The sequence below is a fragment of the Bacteroidota bacterium genome (assembly GCA_035506275.1).
GTDB lineage: Bacteria > Bacteroidota > Ignavibacteria > UBA10030 > UBA8401 > JAGVPT01.
Map to the genome: position 1 here is coordinate 349,298 of DATJPT010000006.1, position 17,262 is coordinate 366,559.

Below are 17,262 nucleotides of genomic sequence, written 5' to 3' on the forward strand. Positions count from 1 at the left end.
AACGGTTACTACGGAGACCTTCTCGAACGGCCCTGCAAACGCGTTCGCGTTCTTAACAATGCGAAGATACGACAAAAAATGTTAGCAGAAATGATAAAAAATGTCGTGCGGCAAGCACATTTGCTTCATCGGAGGCAAGCAAAAGCATCTTCCTGCCTGAGTAAGGCAGGTTATTTTCCCCGAAAGCCTAACATTCGAAAATTCCTGAACGCCATTCGAAGTTATTTGATGAGCAAGAGTTTCTTCATTGCCGTAAACGCCCCGGCCTGGATCCTATAGATGTACACTCCGCTCGGCAATCTCGAAGCATCAAACGTTGCTTGGTACGTTCCAGCCTGCTTTTGTTCGTTCACGATCGTTGCGACCTCTCTGCCGAGAATATCGTATACCTTCAGCGCAACGCGACTGTTTATTGGTAACTGATAACTGATGACTGTCGTAGGATTGAACGGGTTCGGATAATTCTGGCTCAGACCGAATTGATCCGGGATGGTCGCCTGTTTGCCGGGAACACCGGTCAAAGATTCGCCGATACCGTCGACGTGCAGCGTATCGGGAGACGCCCCCGAATTGCTCGAGATGAGAAAGAATCCTTTGACGCTGCCGACGGAGTCGGGCGAAAAAGTGATCGTATCGGACAGCGAGGCTCCGGGCGCCAGGGCGAAATTCGAAGGCCGAGCCGTAAACACTGCCGTATCAGCGACCACGCCCGAAATTTTCAGTGTGTCGGTCCCATTGTTCGCAACTACGATCGCGGTATCTTTCGTCTGACCGATCTTTATATGCCCGAATGATATGGAATGTGCCGCCAGGTTCAGCAGCGCATTGGTCGTTCCGCTCCCCGCTACCTGAATCGTGTCGGGGGACGATGCCGCATTGCTGGCGATAACGATCCGTGCGGCAGCACTGCCGAATGCCGACGGGATAAACCGGAGCGTGTCGACGAACGTCTGTCCCGGTCCGATGTTCGCCGATGTCGCCGTCACGGAGAGGGAATTCCCCGAAACAGAGATATTCGAAACAATGAGGGAGTCGTTGCCATAGTTCGTGATCGTGATCGTCGTATCTTTGAAATTTCCAACCCTTACTTTGCCGTACGCGATATTCGTCAGCGACGGGTTCAGGGGGATGACCGCGTTGGGAACGATTCCGGCGTTGATCGCGGCAGTATACCAGAGACATGCCAGGTCCGCCGTCGCGTCCTGGATCTGGTTCTGGGTCATCGCACCGACTTTCGACCACAATGCGGCATAATAGGAGCCCTTGTATGTCGGATCGATCCCTTTTGCATACGTGTCTCCGTGAATGATGGAATCAACGAGACCGTTGCCGTGCATAATGAAAACGAAATTTGTATCGATCGGAACAGGGATGAAATGCGCGTGTTTCGGGGTGACGGTGACCTGGCTTAAATAGCCGTAGGTTGCAAGCATCGTCGATTCGTACCTGCTGTGAACTCCGTTGGGGTCATAGTTGGACGTCACGTGGAGCGGTTGATGCGCATCGCCTACGTAATGGCCGAGGTCGGCGGCGAATTGCAGCGCGGCGGCGGAATCCCCCCGCTTGAGCGATTCGGTCAGCGAATCGAACGACCAGATGATCGACCAGGGAACGACCCCGGTATTCGTGACAAACGTCAGCCCGTGTTTCGCCACGAGCGTGTCGTAATTATGCGAAAGCGTCCGGGGGGCGAATTCGGGATAGTCTTCGATGTCGATAAAATGCTTGGGCGCCTCGGTCGGGTCGCTGCTCTTTCTGTTGTCCGGATCGACCGCGTGAGCGCTGATCCAGTCCACATTGTTCGCGAAGAAGGGGAACGACGGCGGGAGGTGTTTCATCGCCGATTTGTTGATGAAAATATGAGTCGGACCTCCCCAGCTCCATGTCAATGAATACCAGACTATTGATATCAACCCCACAAAGAAAGCTCTGCGCACTCTAAGGATCCTTTCCGAAATTATGGCGTGGCAAAATTAATTGGCGACAACTCTGAAGCCTTTCTTCCGGAGAACTCGTGCGGCCATGCGGGAGGTTTCTGCGGAATCGAACGCCAGGCGGAATGTGCCCCCTTGGCCTTCCCGCACTTTCAAAAGTTCGATGTCGTTGATGTTGATGCCGGCGCCAGACAGAGCCGCAGCTACCCGCGCCAGCATTCCGGGCTTATCGTCGACCCAAACAAAGAGATCATGGAGCGAATGCAGGAAACCTTTTGAATTCTTCGGAATTGCATCCCGGAACGATTTTGCGCGGACGAATTTCTTCCCCACCTCCGAAAGCGTACGTTGGGAGAGTTCTTTCCGGATCTGTTTGAGCAGTTTTTCAAATTCCGCCACTGCCCGCCCTGCCTCGCTCCTGTTGTTCGACAGGATCTCTTTCCACATCCCGAAAGGACTCGATGCGATCCGGGTCATATCCCTGAATCCGCCCGCTGCAAGCCTGAGGATGGCCGGGTCCCGTTTATTCTCGCGGGCCGCATTGTCCATCAATCCGACCGCGACCAGCTGCGGAAGATGGCTGATGACTGCCGCAACACGGTCGTGTTCCCGCGCGTTCATCGTCACGACACGCGCACCGATGGACTTCAACAAGGAGAACAACGGCTGGATCTTCTTCCCCGTTCCGGGGAGAGGGCAAAGGACATAAACGGCATTCTGAAAAAGGAGGCCGTCGGCGTATTCGATGCCGCTCCCTTCGGAACCGGCCATCGGATGTCCTCCCACAAATACTCCCCTCGACGAAAAATATTTTTGGGCGTACGATTGAATAACTCCCTTCACGCTGCCGACGTCCGTGACGATCGCATTGGGAGCAATACTGCGTGAGACCGCAGGTAAAATTCTTATGATCGAATCGACCGGCGTGCATAAGAAAACAATATCGGCATCCGAGACGGCGCTCCGGACCGATGCAGCGGAGAGATCGACCGCCTTCCGTCTCTTCGCGCGTCGGAGCACCTCGGGTGAATCGAACCCGGTTACCGTGACGCCGGAGTTACTCTGTTTGATCGCGATGCCCAGCGAACCGCCGACAACACCAAGACCGATGATAGAAACACGCATGATCAATCAACAATGAACAATGAACAGCAACAGGCTAAAAATTCGGAAGTGTTACCGATTGAGAATTTCCCTTCTTGTTCCCAAACTCCGATCGGGAACGAGAGAAAACTTTCATAACCAATCAACAGTTGACTTCAATGAGAAGAGGCGTCCGTGGATTTTTGATTCTTAATTTTTAACTTTTGACTTTTTCTATCCTACGGTTCTCCCGATCGCTTCAGCGATGATCCTCACCTGCTTCATCAACTCGTCGAATTGTTCGGGGAAGAGCGATTGCGCTCCGTCCGATTTTGCGTGGTCGGGATCGTTATGGACTTCCACCATAATGGCGTCCGCGCCGGCGGCGACGGAAGCGCGCGCCATCGGCGTCACTTTATCGCGGATGCCGATGCCGTGCGAAGGGTCGGCGACGATCGGCAGGTGGCTCTTCGCATGGATGACCGGTATCGCGCTGATGTCCATCGTGTTGCGTGTTGCGGTCTCGAACGTCCGGATGCCCCGCTCGCAGAGGATCACCTGCTTGTTCCCTCCCGCCAGAACATACTCGGCCGACATCAGCCATTCTTCGATCGTCGCCGAGAGGCCACGCTTCAGCATGACCGGCTTCCGGGATTTGCCGAGTTCTTTCAGGAAATTATAGTTCTGCATGTTGCGCGCGCCGATCTGGAGAACATCGGCATACTTCTCGACAAGCTCGATCTGGTTCGAATCCATGACTTCGGTGATGACCAGCAGACCGAACTCGTCGGCGGCCCGCCGCATCAGCTTCAGCCCTTCCTCGCCCATCCCCTGGAACGAATACGGCGACGTGCGGGGTTTGAACCCTCCGCCGCGGAGAAATTTTGCGCCGTGCTTCGCCACATGCTGTGCGATGGCAAAAATTTGCTTCTCGCTCTCGACAGAGCAGGGGCCGGCCATGACGATGATCTCTTCTCCGCCTATCTTCACCCCCTTGATGTCGAAGACGGAATTCTCCGGATGGAACGACCGGCTGGCAAGCTTGAACGGGTCGGTCACGCGGTACACGTGCGCAACTCCCGGCAGCAATTCCACCTGTCTCGTATCGAAATCCGGCTTGACGCCGATCGCACCCAGCACGGTCTGATTGACCCCCGTCGAGCGGTGAACGTCGAACCCGAAATCGTTGAGGACCTTGATAATGCGCTCTACATCCGCTTCAGTAGCATGCTGCTCGAGTACAACAACCATTTTTTGGACCCTCTGATAGTGATGAGTTGAAAATCTTTTTCCTTTTCAATAAGCTATGAATTCAAAATGCAGAGGATAGAAGACAGAAGACAGAAGTCAGAAGTCAGAAGCTTTTCCGAATAGTGTTCGAATATACTTCGAGAATCCTGCTCACATCCTCTACCATCATAGCGAGCATTCCTGTTTCTCCATAGTGAAGATCTTTCGCAAGAATCAGATAGTATCTGCATTCTTCTAAGGAGCCTTGAGCAATGTTCATAAAACGCACTTTGTCGGGCTTTCCTCTTCTTTTAAATCCCTCGGCAATATTTGCGGGAACTGATATCGCACATCTTCTCATTTGCGAAGCAAGTCCATACGTTTCATTTGCAGGCAATAAGCCTGTGAATCGATAAATCTGCAAAACCAATTGATGCGCTTTCTTCCAAACAACCAAATCTTCAAACGACCGAGCTGCAATGTTCCCCATAAAATCCCCCATAGTTAGATTCTGACTTCTGTATTCTGAATTCTGACTTCTGTATTCTGTATTCTATCTCTTTCATCCCCCCCCGTTACTCATACCGATCCAGCTTAAAACTCTCTCCGAGATAGAGCTTCCTTGCTTCCGGGTCGTTGGCCAGAAACTCGGCGGACCCGGCTTTCAAGATCTTCCCTTCGAACAACAGGTACGAGCGGTCGGTGATCGAGAGCGTTTCGTGGACGTTGTGGTCGGTGATCAGGACGCCGATGCCGCGCGATCGGAGACCGGTGACGATCCTCATGATCTCCTCCACGGCGATCGGGTCGATGCCCGCGAACGGCTCGTCGAGCAAGATGAACTTCGGGTCGGTCGCGAGGGCGCGCGCGATCTCCGTCCGCCGCCGTTCGCCCCCGGAGAGAACGTAGCCTTTGCTCTTCTCCAGATGCGTGAGTCCGAATTCCTCCAGCAATTTGTCGCATCGCTCGGCCTGCGCCTGGGCGGGGAGTTTCGTCATCTGGAGCACGGCAAGAATATTCTCTCTCACCGTCATCGTCCGGAACACGGACGGTTCCTGGGGAAGATAGCCGACGCCTGCATGAGCGCGCTTATACATCGGCAGCCGCGTGATATTCTTGTCTTCGAGATAGACGTCTCCGCCGTTCGGCCTGATCATACCGACGATCATGTAAAATGTGGTCGTTTTTCCCGCGCCGTTCGGTCCGAGCAGCCCGACAATTTCTCCCTGCCGGACGTTCACCGAAACGTCTTTCACCACAGCCCGCTTTTTATAGAGCTTCACCAGGTTGTCGGCGCGCAGGACGATCCTGTAGTCCGGCGCCCCATTACGGGGATCCGGAGAGAGGGGGGTACCGTCAGTCGCTGACTGGGTTTCGGTCATAAATTTTTCAGAGATGGAAAAATTGAATCCAACGTCGGCCGGTTCCCCCGCAGCTCGAAACCGTCAAGATTATACTTGTTCTCTTTCTTCAAGACCATGTTCTCCGGATAATACGTTCCTTCGATCCCCCTGACGATCCGGATCATATCGATCTTCCCTGCGACGAACGACATCGTGATTTTGTCGCCGCTCGTTCTGTTGCAGCCGTTCGGGTCTTTCCCGTCGTACAGATAATAGAGGCTGATCGCATTCTGGTCCACGGCCATTTCGCGCAGCTTGTCATCCTCGAAGAACATTTCGATCTTTCTTCCGGTCAGCTGGTTGTAGCGGGACGGATACGCGCTGTCGCTGACGGAGAGGGCGAACGTTCTCCCCTGCAGCAGCGCCCGCTGCAATTTATTGTGCGAGAGAAAGAGCGAGATCGAATCGCCGGTGGCCTGGTTGTCCTCGTACCAGACGACGGGGTCCTGCCGCAATTCCATGAACTCTTTTTGGATAAAATACCGCGCCCACCCGCAGCGGACGGCCAGAGGACCTCGGGCGATCGCCACGCTGTCGGTCGCGATCAATTTCTTCGTCGAGTCGTCGAACGATTCCATCACAATGCTTTTGACGACGAGCGTGTCGATCTCTCCCTTGGATGAGGTGTCGATCTGCATCAGCCGCGGGTGTTCCGTGACCCTCGAATACTTCGACTCGTCAAAATGCTCGAGGTAGTCGCCGAACAGGCGGACATGATTTTCGGAGTTCACGATCTTCACGTTGTGGACGCCGATCGACTCCCGCTCCTTTTCCAGATAGGTCAGCTCGTCGCTGAAGATCGTGGTCGTGGAATCGACCACGCAGACGTGCGAACGAAAGAACGATTTCTTCTCTTCGGTGAAGTACGTCCCCGAATCGGCCGTCAGCACGATGTGGCTCGTCTCGAGTTTCACGCCGTCCTCACACACGGCCTTTTTCGTGTTGCCGTCATAGGTCCCATGCTTCGCCGTCAGCTTCACGGTATCACGGAGAACCCTGACGTTCCCCATCAGCTCAACTTCATTCTTTGCCAAATGCTGGATCGCCCGGTCGCACCAGACGAGGACGTTCCCCTGCACGAAGTGAACGTTCCCGGTACACTCGCGGATATCCTCGCCGTTCACATTCCTGCCGACAAAGACGTCGGCATTCTTGAGGACAATATTCTCTTTCCCCTGGGCATCCGCGACCGCGTTCGAGAGTAAAAGAACCAGAAGTAGTATTGGCGCCCTTGTCATGGTTTCACGTTATTGCGGCTTTGCCGAGCCGGTGACCTTAAAGATCTTGTAATTTTTCAAATTCTGGTCGGACTCAAATCCGTGCCCCTGCAAAGTTTCCTTCGGGGAGGTGATCGTCACGAACTCGTCCGAATGGATCAGCTGGCGCCGGTTATCCCATAAAAGTTTCTCCGTTTCGACCACGACGCCGCTGTCCGAAACGACCACGACATTTCCGTCCGCTTCGAGGTCGTTGGTGTTCTCGTCCACTTTGCCGGTGCGGGACGTGAGCACCGACGAGTGTACGCCGTGCTCGTCGAAGAAATCGACGTGGACTCCGCTGTCGAGCAGCGTTTGCTTCGTCGTCTCAAGGGCGGCGATGTGTCCCGCCTTCAAGATCGCTTTGACGGTGCCGGAGTCGGTGAACGTGACGGTGGTGTTCCAGCTTTCCTGCGAAGGAAGGGCAGCGCTCGAGACGCCGCCCAGGACGGAAGGCTTGATCTTTTCCTCACATCCGTTGGAGAACAAGAAAAGAGATGCGGCGAGAAAAACGAAGCATTCCTTTACCACGCTATCCTCGTTCCTGTGACGCCAGGCCTGCCTTCACCAGTTCATGGATATGCACCATGCCGACAGGGCGATGGCTGCGGTCGACGATGATCAGCTGCGTGATCTTGAACGTTTCCATTTCCTGAAGGGCCGCGGCGGCAAGAGCGCCGAACAAAATCGTTTTTGGATTGCGCGTCATGACCTGCTCCGCAGTCACCGCGGAGACGTCGGTCGTTTTTTGCAGAAGCCTGCGAAGGTCGCCGTCCGTGATCACGCCTTTGAGAATTCCCTCCGCATCGACAACGCACGTCGCGCCGAGCCGTTTCGTGGTCATTTCGATGATCGTATCCTTCAAACTCGCCGTGAGGGGCACCGTAGGGACAGCGGCCCCGCCGGTCATCAGCTCTTCGATCTTCAGGAGGAGCTGCTTGCCGAGGTTCCCCCCCGGATGGAACATCGCAAAATCTTCTTTGCTGAAATTTCTTTTTTCCAGGAGCGTGATGGCAAGAGCGTCCCCCATCGCCAGAGCGGCCGTCGTCGACGACGTCGGAGCCAGGTCGTGCGGACAGGCCTCCTCTTCCACTGAAATATCGAGGACCACGTCCGATTGGCGTGCGATGGACGAGTTGACGCGCCCGAGCATGGCAATGACCGGCACCTGGATCCGCTTGAACATCGGTATCAGGTTCGAGATCTCCTGCGTCTCGCCGCTCTTCGAGAGACAAACCACGACGTCCTCTTTCCGCACCATTCCCAGGTCGCCGTGGACGGCATCCGAAGGATGAAGAAAAATGGCCGGTGTGCCGGTCGAGTTCATCGTCGCAACGATCTTGCGCGCGATGATCCCCGACTTCCCCATCCCCGTCACGACGATCCGCCCCTTCGCTTCGAAAATGACCTTGACGGCCTGTTCGAACGTTTCGTCGATCTTGTCGACGAGCGCGGCCAACGACTGCGCTTCCACGCGGATGACGTGCTTCCCCTTTTCAATTTCAAACGATGGAGTATTCATTTTTTAAAGAATGAGAGAATTTTACCGGCCAGCGTCGACTTCCTTGAAGCCGGTGCTGCTATTCTGCCAAGGTCGATCTTTTTTCTCAATTTATTGTATTGGACGAAGGCCGCGCCGAGGTCGGTATCGGAGTACGTCCGGAGGTCCCTGAAAAAATTCTCCGCGGCAAGGGCGACCTTCGGATCGCGGATGTTCTTGTACAACATCAGCGCGTTGTGAAAATTCGTCACCGGCACGAGATGATTGACCCCGTCGCCGGCGTCATGGATCCAGATCTTTTTATCGGCTGAACAGACAGCGAGGGTTGCATCCCCGCCAACCTCCCTCCGGAGCAACACTTCCCGCGGTTGCGCGCCGCACGCCGGACACGGCTGGCCCGGCGACCATGCCGAAAAATTCCACTGCCGGCGCACCGAGAGTTTTTCCGGAATCGCATCGCTGTTCAGTCCGACGATCTCGAACTCAAGCTGGTCCTCGAACAGCTCGCGGAGCGTCGCGGCGATGCTCGCTTCCTCGGCTTCAACCACTCCATACGCGAACACCTGCGGCAGCGGCGATTCCACGTCCGGAACAATTTCTTTCTCGGCCAGAATATAATTTCCCGTTCCCCTGCGGCCTTCGCCGACAACAACCCATTCCGAAACATACCTGCGGTATTCCCTGTATCCCGGCTTTGATTCAGGAAGCAGCCAGAGCAGCGTAGTCCGTTCAAACGGAGTCAGCTGCCGGGGATACAGCGCCTGTTGCCCGTTGCGGGAGGAACTGTGGTTCACGACCATCCGTTCTTTTTCACAAGGGAATCGATCGCCTTCGCCTGGGCGAGCAATTCTTCCAGGCGTGAAAGCGGAAGCTGGCTTGCCGCATCGCTGAGCGCTTTGGCAGGCTCGGGATGCGTCTCGACAAATAATCCGTCGATCCCCACCGCCACGCCGGCGCGCATGATCGGAAAGATATACTGCGGCTGTCCGCCGCTCTGCCCGCTGTCGTTGCTGGGAAGTTGGACTGAATGCGTCGCGTCCAGGACAACGGGATAACCGAGCGAGCGCATTATCGGCAAGCCGCGCATATCGACGACAAGGTTGTGGTAACCGAACGTCGCTCCCCGCTCGGTCACAAGAATTTTTTCATTTTCTGTCGAAGCGACCTTTTCCACGGGATGCCTCATATCTTCGGGGGCAAGGAATTGGCCTTTCTTGATGTTCACCGCCTTCCCCGTCCTCCCTGCCGCAACCAAAAGGTCTGTTTGACGGCAAAGAAATGCCGGGATCTGAAGAACATCGGCGACCTGGGCTGCGGCATGGACCTCTTCGACCGAATGGACATCTGTCAGTATCGGAACGGCAAGCCCTTTCTTTATCTCCGCTAAAATTTTTAACGCCTCATCAATGCCGATTCCGGTAAATCCTCTGACGCTCGTCCGGTTCGCCTTTTTGTATGACGATTTGAAGATGAAAGGGATGCCAAGCCGCGATGTGATCTCTTTGATCTTTTCCGCGGTGGATAGAACCATCTCCCGGCTTTCGACGACGCAGGGACCGGCAATCAGCACCAAAGGATTGCTTCCGCCGATGGAAATTGAAGAAATTGTTACCGTTTTCATAGGTTTTCACCAACAAAATAGCAATCTTTTGGGGGAAAGTAAAGGTGAATAAGGATGACGGCAATATGCTGTACGAGAGCGTTACGAAGGAAATTCGGGCAGATTCCTACATTGGTACAGAGAACATCAGGAGGAAAAAGAAGGGGCCGGCAATTGCGCAAACCCAGTTCACAACATCATTGTTCACCCATCGTACACCCCCGGCGAGCTGCGCGGGCGTATCGCAATGTGTTGTCCGCTCCGTCATCTTCCTGCACACGTCACACTGATACCTTGCCTGAAGCGTTGCTCCAAGAAAACTGTCCGCAAGCGAACCAGCTATCCCCGACACAACAATCAACACGAACGCACGGATGAGTACATCGCCGGCCAGCCAAACGGATCCGCTCAACGCAATGAAGAGTGCTCCGAGCGCTCCTCCAGCGATTCCGGCGATGGAGACGGCTCCGCTCGTGCCGGTTTCTGCTTTTTTCAAGGTCGTGATCGAGCGGGGAGATCCTTTTGCCAACAGACCGATCTCTGTCCCCCACGTATCCGCAGTCACCGCGGCGAGCGACGCAAGATACAGCGCGTACCATCCGGGATATCCCGGAAAGAAATACCAGAACAGAATGATGATTCCCGCGGCACCGCCGTTCGCCGCAACCTGCCCCGCATCCCGGGTATCGCTTTTTTCGAACATCAGTTGGAAGGCCGCTTTTCTTTTCTTGCCGAGTTTTGAAAGCAGGCTCGAGAGAAGAAAGAATGCCAGGATAGGGATGGTCCATTGCCATCCCCCCGATCCGAAAACTATCGCGGCAAGAATGAATGTCGCCACGCTCCCGCTGGCCGATAAGAAGCGGAGCGAGAACGAAATGGCCGCGAACACCAGTGCAAGCACGACGCCGGCGATAAACTGGACGGGTACATGGTGCGGAAGCGGTGAAAGACAATAATGAAGAACGAACGCCGTCGAAAGCGGGATCGCAAGGTTGTCCAGGCCCTTTGAGGAGATCGCTTCCCATGCAGTCGCAAAAAGCGAAACGGCAAAAGCAATAAGGACCGAGGCAACATGATGCGACAGATGAAGCGAGCGGGAAAGTTGAGCATTCATCATAAGCCCGGACATCGTCTCAAGAACGACGACAACAATCAGAAATGTTGTTGCAAACATTGCGAACGAACCTTCGAGAGACTTTTTGTCGCTTGTCAGAGCATAGTTGTGAGGCGAACGAAGGTTCTCGCCGACGATGGCCGCCGCGGCGTCCCCCAATCCGAGCACGAGGATCGACGCAGAAATAAGCTGAGGCATCGAGTCCCAGCACAACAACACAAGGATCAAAAATGAAAGGGGATAGTACACCGTCCCGTACGACCGTCTGTTTGTCCCGTGCATCCCTTTCAACAGGCCGAACTCTATGGCGGCAAAATTAACGACGATGAAGATCACAGCCAGGAGGATCGCCGGAATGCCCGACACGAATATCCGGGGAGCGAAGAAGATCAGGATGCCGGTGGAGATATGGACCAGTTTCCGCGTTACTTCGGGGGACCAGCGGAGCGCCTTCCTCACCCCTTCCGCAAGGACGATGAAGGACGTCAGTCCAAACAAGAGGAGAGAAAAAGACAGCCACTCGGAATTCGTCGGCGGAGAAAGAAGGTGCATGCGGAACAATTATGTGGAAGGAGCTTGAACGGACGGCTGCCTCATGATCTCGCACAACACAACGTCCATGATGAGCTTCGGGTCGGCAGCGGAGGACTTCAATTCACGGTCGGCTTTCGTCAGAGCGAGAAATGCGTTTTCGATGGCCGCTGGAGAATAGCCGCGAAGCTGGGAAAGATATTCTTTAATGAAATAGGGGCTGACTCTGACGGCGCCGGCGAGCTCGAACTCGGATTTCGAGGAGGCCTGAAGTTCACGCAGCTTCGCCATGATGATAAAATGACGCGTGAGCATGACGATGATCAGCTGCGGGGATTCTCCGCTGTCGAGCATCCGTTCGACAATCTCGAGCGATCTCGAGACATTTTTTTCGCCGACCATCTTTGTCAGTTCAAAGACAGTGAATTCCTTGGAGATGCCGACGACAGCCTCCACATCCTCCAGCTCGATCATCGATTTCGAACCGATCGCGATCAGCAATTTGTCGATCTGATTCGAGACTTCACGGAGAGAATTGCCGACGTATGCCTGCAGCAGTTCCGCCGCCTCCGGCGTAATGGTCTTGCGGAACTGCGACACGCGGCGCTGGATCCACCCGGGGACCTCGTTATCGTACAGCCGGCTGAATTCCCCGACGACTGAATTCTTTTTCAGCAGCGGGTACGGTTTCTTGCGTGTATCGGGCTTTGAAGCGGTCAGAATGAGACAGGTGGAAGGGGACGGATGCTCAACATAGGGCTCGATCAGCTCCTTGTTCGCCACCCGGTCGAAATCCTTGACGATGACGACCCGGCGCTCGGCCATCATCGGAAAGGACGAAGCGATGGAGACAATGTCTTTTCCGTCCGTTTCGCTCCCGTGAATCACGTCCAGGTTGAAACCCCTGGTCGCGGGGTCGATGCCTTCCTCGACGACGGCATCGATAATTTCATCGATCAGGAAATCCTCTTCGCCCGAGAAAAAATAGATCGGGGCAAAATCCTTTCTTTTGATGGAGGAGAGAAAGGTATCGACGGAGGATTTCGTTTTTGCGCTCTTTGCCATTGGCGTACGGCGTGCTATTGCACTACCACTTTTTCGATAACCACTTTGTGAAGAGGATTATCATTCCGGTCACGCGGGACGGCAACGATCTTGTCGACGACCTCCATCCCTTTGACGACCTTTCCGAAAACGGAATATTGGCCGTCTAAGGAGGGGGTCGGCACCACGGTGATGTAGAACTGGCTGCCATTCGATTTGCGGAGCGGGTTCACGGCATCTCCCTGCCTCGCCGCTGCAATGACCCCGCGATCGTGCTTCAACCCGATCTCGGCGTCGATGGTATATCCCGGTCCGCCGAGCCCGTCTTTCGACCGGTCGTCCCCCTTCGAGTTCGGATCCCCTCCCTGGATCATGAATCCGGGAATAACGCGATGGAACGTCGTTCCGGCATAAAATCCCTCTTTTGCAAGCTTGCGGAAATTTGCCGCATGCTTCGGCGCTTTATCATCCGCCAATTGAACGGTGATATCTCCCATCGAAGTTTTGATGACGACAAGACCGTGCGGTTCTTTGTTTTTTTCCACTGATGGTTTTCCTTTCTTGGTTGAACTGGAATCCTGGCTCACCGAAAATGCGCTCAGAAAAATTGTCCCGGCAAACACGATCAGAGCTGCTTTCATGCGTTTCTTCCTCCTGCTTAAAAATAATAGATGACCCCGAAATTGACCCCCACGACGAACATCGACAGGGACGCCGCCCTTCCTTCATTCTGCAAAACAGTCCCGCTCCCATTTTTCAGGTTCCCGAGCAGCTCCCATCTCATCGATCCCCCGATGTATCCGTAAAAATGGCCGTCGAAGGCGGTTTGCCCGACTGCCTGCGCCTTGAAACCGATCCCGTGGGTGGAATACGTGATATCGTTGCCGTAGGAATCTTTTTGCTCCAGCGACCCGGTGTGGTAACCGAGTCCCCCCCCGAATTTGATGAAATATCCGATCCCGGAAAAAACATACTGCGCCATCGCCGTCGGCATGCTGACCGAATAGAATTCTGTATACGTCCCCGCGATGGAATTCGGAAGCGTGTATGATTTGAAAAGGTATCCGTACTCGAGCGCTCCCCCCCATTGATCCGTGACCGGAAATTCGGCGCCGCCAAAAAATTCGATATTGGTGCCGAAATCCGGGACCTGCTGTGCCGGGTCGGCGAGCGTGTTAAGATATTTCACCAGGCCGGGAGCCGCGGCAAGAGAGACCCCCATGCCGCCGTACACCGCAAAAGAATTATCCTGCGGCGGAATGACGATGGGGGGCAGCGTGGCCTGCGCAAATGAAACAGCCGTGCAGCATATCACGGCGACCATACTTGAAAGAAATTTTCCGGCTGACGCTGACAGCTTAGAGTTCAACGGGAAGTCCGGTCTCCAACGATTCAATGATCTTGAACGTCGCCCTTGTGGTGGCGACGAGGCTCTGGAACGGGATGAGGTCTTTCGCAAGATGGACAGAGCTGATAAATTCCTCGACTTCGGCTTTATGCCCCTTTTCAATAGAAGAAGTTTCCTGAACCTTTCTCGCGCCTCCATGGAACATCTCCAGCACTTTGAAATTGTCGATGACCGCCGTCTTCCCCCCCGAGAACATTTCGATGCGTTCCTTCGATACCGCCGGATCGCCGTTCGCGAGATACGTGACCACGCCGACGGAGCCGTTCGAAAGCCGGATCGTTATCGCAACGTTGTCGCCTTGTGTCCGCTCTCCCCCCAGCGACAGCGATTGCGCAAAAACCGAGACCGGTTCGCCGTTCGTAAGATACTGGATCGTATCGATGAAATGACATACTTCGCCGATGATCCTTCCGCCCCCTTCAACAGGATCCTGCGTCCAATGATCTTTGGGAAGAAAACCGGCATTCACTCTGTAATTGACCAGCATCGGTTCAGCCGCATTGTCGAAGAAGGCCTTGGCCTGCCGCACCGAGGGAGAAAACCTGCGGTTGAATCCGACCATGAACCGGAGATGCGATTGTTGTTTCGCCGCATCGTGGGCTTTGACGACTTCGTCGAGCTCGCGTTCGTTGAGCGCAAGGGGCTTTTCAACGAAGACATTCTTGTGATGCTTCATTGCCTGGACACACATCGCGGCATGAAGATTATGGCGCGTCGCGATAAAGACGGTATCGATATTGTTCGACGCGAAAATTTCCTTCGGGTCGGCGGTCGCTGACTCGAAGCCGAACTGCCGTGCGACGTTCTTGGCGTTCAAACCGTTGGAGGTGCACACGCTCTTTAAGGCGGCCCGTTTGACATCAATGAACGGCAAAAGAGAGCTCTGGGCAAAGTTCCCCGCGCCGATGAATCCCACCGACAGCGATCCCTTTGTTTCCCGCGGCGGGGCGACGAGGACGCTCTTCGCCGCCGCTTTCCTTTCGTGCGGGTATTCAAGCATCACGCCGATATAGCGCTCCTTCGCCCCCTTCGAGATCAAGTGATACGCTTTCAACGCTTCTGCGATTGGAAAGGTATGTGTCGTCAGCTTTTCGACGTCGACTTTCTTTTCCTGCACAAGCCGAAGGAATTCTTCCATGTTTCGTTTTTCTGTCCAGCGGACGAACGCCACCGGATAATCGATCCCTTTTTCTTCGTACGACTTGTCATATCGTCCGGGACCGTACGACCGTGAGATCCTGAACTCAAGTTCTTTCATGTAATACGGGGCGCGCGGAATGGTGATTCCGACGTCGCCGACTAAAACAACGCGTCCCTTGTCGCGCGCGATCTCCCCCGCCAGCTGCACCGGGTCGCTGCTTTTTGTCGCCGCCGTGATGATCACTGCATCGATGCCGAGCCCCCGAGTGCGGGACTGGATATCCGAGGTCAATCCCCTCGAATTCCGGTGAAAGGCCGCATCGGCACCGAGGGTTTTCGCCAGCGCCACCGAGCGTGCGTCGAGGTCGATGCCGACGACCGAACATCCGGCGGCTTTCAAAATCTGAACCGTCAATTGTCCGACCAGTCCGAGCCCGATGACGGCGACGGTCTCTCCGAGCGTCGGGGCCGTCAGCCGTACTCCCTGGAGCGCGATCGCTCCGACGGTCGTGTACGCTGCCTCCTTCATCGACAGTTCGGGGGGGACTTTGGCGCAGAGATTCTTCGGGACGAAGAGCACTTCGGCATGGTTCGCCGAACTGCCTCCGCACGCAACCCTGTCGCCGACAGAAAAATCGTCAATATCCCCCGCGACGCCGATGACGGTCCCGGCAGAGCTGTAGCCGAGCGGGCCGAACGCCTCGAGTTTTGTCATCACTTTCCTGTAAACGTTCATCACGCCTTGCTGCTTCATCTGCTGAAGGACGAGCTTCACCATGTCGGGGTTCGAGCGCGCCTTGGAGATCATGCTCCCCTTCCGCTTTTGAACGGACGAGCGTTCCGTCCCGGCGCTGATGAGAGAGTATTCGTTGCGGACGACCACGCCCCCGCTCCGGAGCGCCGGCTCGGGAACCTCTTCCACGTGCATGGTCCCCTTCTTCATTTCCTGCGAAACTTGTTTCATAGACTGCACCTCATTCAATGGATCCGCCCGCCGTCATCCGGCATCGGCGACAATTTCGGTAACACGGATATGGTCTCTAAAAAAGTAATACAATCCTATGACCAACGTCAGAAGAACACCGACTTCGTGCGTCAGGACCGAATAACTCAATGCCGTCACACTGTCCACATGATAGAGCTGCGTAAGCGTGAACGACGTAAACGAATGGTACGTGCCGAATCCGCTCGGCGTCGGCACGGCAAAGGCGACGGTGGAAACCACGAGCAAAATTGCCGCGGAACCAAAATCAAGCGAATGGCTCACGATCCCGTCGTAGGCAAAAAATGGGATATACATCAACAGCAGGTAAAGTCCCTGAATGATATAGCTCGTCACGATGATCATCGCGAAATCCCCCGGCTGCTTCGCGACGGCAAACCCGCTGATGAAGGAATCAAATGTACGGTCGATCGTGGTCCGGATCTTCTGCGGCAAAAAGACGAGGCCTTTTTTTAGGAAGGAAAAAATGAGCTCTGCTTTGAAAAAAAGGAAGATAAAAAAAACGAGCCCGAAAACGGCGCCCGCAAGAAAGATCGGCTCGATCGAAGCGAACGACGGGAACAGCTGCGCAAACGAGTCGGAGTAAATGAACATGACGGCAAGCAGGATCGAATAGAATGTGATGATGTCGATGATCCTTTCGATGATGACCGTTCCGAACGCCGCTGTCTTTGAAATGTTTTCAAGTTTTCCGAGCGTATACGGACGGACAACCTCTCCCACCCGCGGAAGAAAATTATTGATCATATATCCGATCATCACGGCCGAAAAACAATTCCGCAGTGTGACATTCTTTTTGATGGGGTTGAGAAGATACTGCCAGCGCCATGCCCGCACGACATGGCTCAAGATGCCGCCCACGACAAGATAGACGATCCAGATGAAGCGGACCTGGGTCAACGACGCCCAAAGCGCGTTGAGATCCTGCCCGCGAAACGCAAGGTACATGAACAGCGCCATGATGACGAAGCTGACGATGTACCGGATATAGTTTTTGGACCGTTTCATCGAAGTG

The 17,262-nt window shown here is 54.8% G+C and carries 16 protein-coding genes; all 16 read right to left on the reverse strand.

The window, feature by feature from the left end; genetic code table 11:
- Positions 1-221: 221 nt before the first annotated feature.
- The 16 genes from VMF88_04645 to VMF88_04720 all read right to left on the reverse strand — a co-directional run bounded on the left by VMF88_04645 (position 222) and on the right by VMF88_04720 (position 17,255).
- The gene (locus tag VMF88_04645) at positions 222-1,937 is read right to left on the reverse strand and encodes a choice-of-anchor D domain-containing protein (GenBank protein ID HTY10343.1); all 1,716 of its coding nucleotides are present in this window, start codon (positions 1,935-1,937) and stop codon (positions 222-224) included.
- A 36-nt stretch (positions 1,938-1,973) separates the two neighbouring features.
- Positions 1,974-3,059, reverse strand: a complete 1,086-nt coding sequence (locus VMF88_04650) for a prephenate dehydrogenase (GenBank protein HTY10344.1) — start codon at positions 3,057-3,059, stop codon at positions 1,974-1,976.
- 192 nt (positions 3,060-3,251) lie between these two features.
- A complete protein-coding gene (aroF, locus tag VMF88_04655) occupies positions 3,252-4,268 on the reverse strand; it encodes a 3-deoxy-7-phosphoheptulonate synthase (GenBank protein HTY10345.1) in 1,017 nt (338 codons plus the stop codon).
- A 103-nt stretch (positions 4,269-4,371) separates the two neighbouring features.
- On the reverse strand, positions 4,372-4,749 hold the full coding sequence (locus tag VMF88_04660; GenBank protein ID HTY10346.1) for a four helix bundle protein: 378 nt from the start codon (positions 4,747-4,749) through the stop codon (positions 4,372-4,374).
- 73 nt (positions 4,750-4,822) lie between these two features.
- Positions 4,823-5,554: an LPS export ABC transporter ATP-binding protein gene (lptB, locus tag VMF88_04665; protein ID HTY10347.1), complete on the reverse strand. Its 732-nt coding sequence runs from the start codon at positions 5,552-5,554 to the stop codon at positions 4,823-4,825.
- Positions 5,555-5,625: 71 nt separating this feature from the next.
- Positions 5,626-6,888: an OstA-like protein gene (locus VMF88_04670; protein HTY10348.1), complete on the reverse strand. Its 1,263-nt coding sequence runs from the start codon at positions 6,886-6,888 to the stop codon at positions 5,626-5,628.
- A gap of 9 nt (positions 6,889-6,897) precedes the next feature.
- Positions 6,898-7,437, reverse strand: coding sequence for an LPS export ABC transporter periplasmic protein LptC (gene lptC / locus VMF88_04675; GenBank protein ID HTY10349.1), 540 nt, complete (start codon positions 7,435-7,437; stop codon positions 6,898-6,900).
- A gap of 1 nt (position 7,438) precedes the next feature.
- Entirely contained in the window at positions 7,439-8,428 is a 990-nt protein-coding gene (locus VMF88_04680; protein ID HTY10350.1) for a KpsF/GutQ family sugar-phosphate isomerase, read from the reverse strand.
- Positions 8,425-9,201: a hypothetical protein gene (locus VMF88_04685; protein HTY10351.1), complete on the reverse strand. Its 777-nt coding sequence runs from the start codon at positions 9,199-9,201 to the stop codon at positions 8,425-8,427. The genes VMF88_04680 and VMF88_04685 overlap by 4 nt, the downstream gene beginning before the upstream one ends.
- Positions 9,198-10,028 carry a 3-deoxy-8-phosphooctulonate synthase gene (kdsA, locus tag VMF88_04690; protein ID HTY10352.1) on the reverse strand — a complete coding sequence of 277 codons (831 nt, stop codon included), beginning with the start codon at positions 10,026-10,028 and terminating at the stop codon, positions 9,198-9,200. Before kdsA ends, VMF88_04685 begins: the two co-directional genes overlap by 4 nt.
- 106 nt (positions 10,029-10,134) lie before the next feature.
- Entirely contained in the window at positions 10,135-11,673 is a 1,539-nt protein-coding gene (locus tag VMF88_04695) for a DUF92 domain-containing protein (GenBank protein ID HTY10353.1), read from the reverse strand.
- Between the two features lie 9 nt (positions 11,674-11,682).
- On the reverse strand, positions 11,683-12,717 hold the full coding sequence (gene holA, locus VMF88_04700) for a DNA polymerase III subunit delta (protein ID HTY10354.1): 1,035 nt from the start codon (positions 12,715-12,717) through the stop codon (positions 11,683-11,685).
- Between the two features lie 14 nt (positions 12,718-12,731).
- A complete protein-coding gene (locus VMF88_04705) occupies positions 12,732-13,337 on the reverse strand; it encodes a peptidylprolyl isomerase (protein ID HTY10355.1) in 606 nt (201 codons plus the stop codon).
- A gap of 17 nt (positions 13,338-13,354) precedes the next feature.
- Positions 13,355-14,020: a hypothetical protein gene (locus VMF88_04710; GenBank protein HTY10356.1), complete on the reverse strand. Its 666-nt coding sequence runs from the start codon at positions 14,018-14,020 to the stop codon at positions 13,355-13,357.
- 34 nt (positions 14,021-14,054) lie between these two features.
- Positions 14,055-16,208: a bi-domain-containing oxidoreductase gene (locus VMF88_04715; protein HTY10357.1), complete on the reverse strand. Its 2,154-nt coding sequence runs from the start codon at positions 16,206-16,208 to the stop codon at positions 14,055-14,057.
- Positions 16,209-16,241: 33 nt separating this feature from the next.
- Positions 16,242-17,255, reverse strand: coding sequence for a lysylphosphatidylglycerol synthase transmembrane domain-containing protein (locus VMF88_04720; protein HTY10358.1), 1,014 nt, complete (start codon positions 17,253-17,255; stop codon positions 16,242-16,244).
- Positions 17,256-17,262 lie beyond the last annotated feature (7 nt).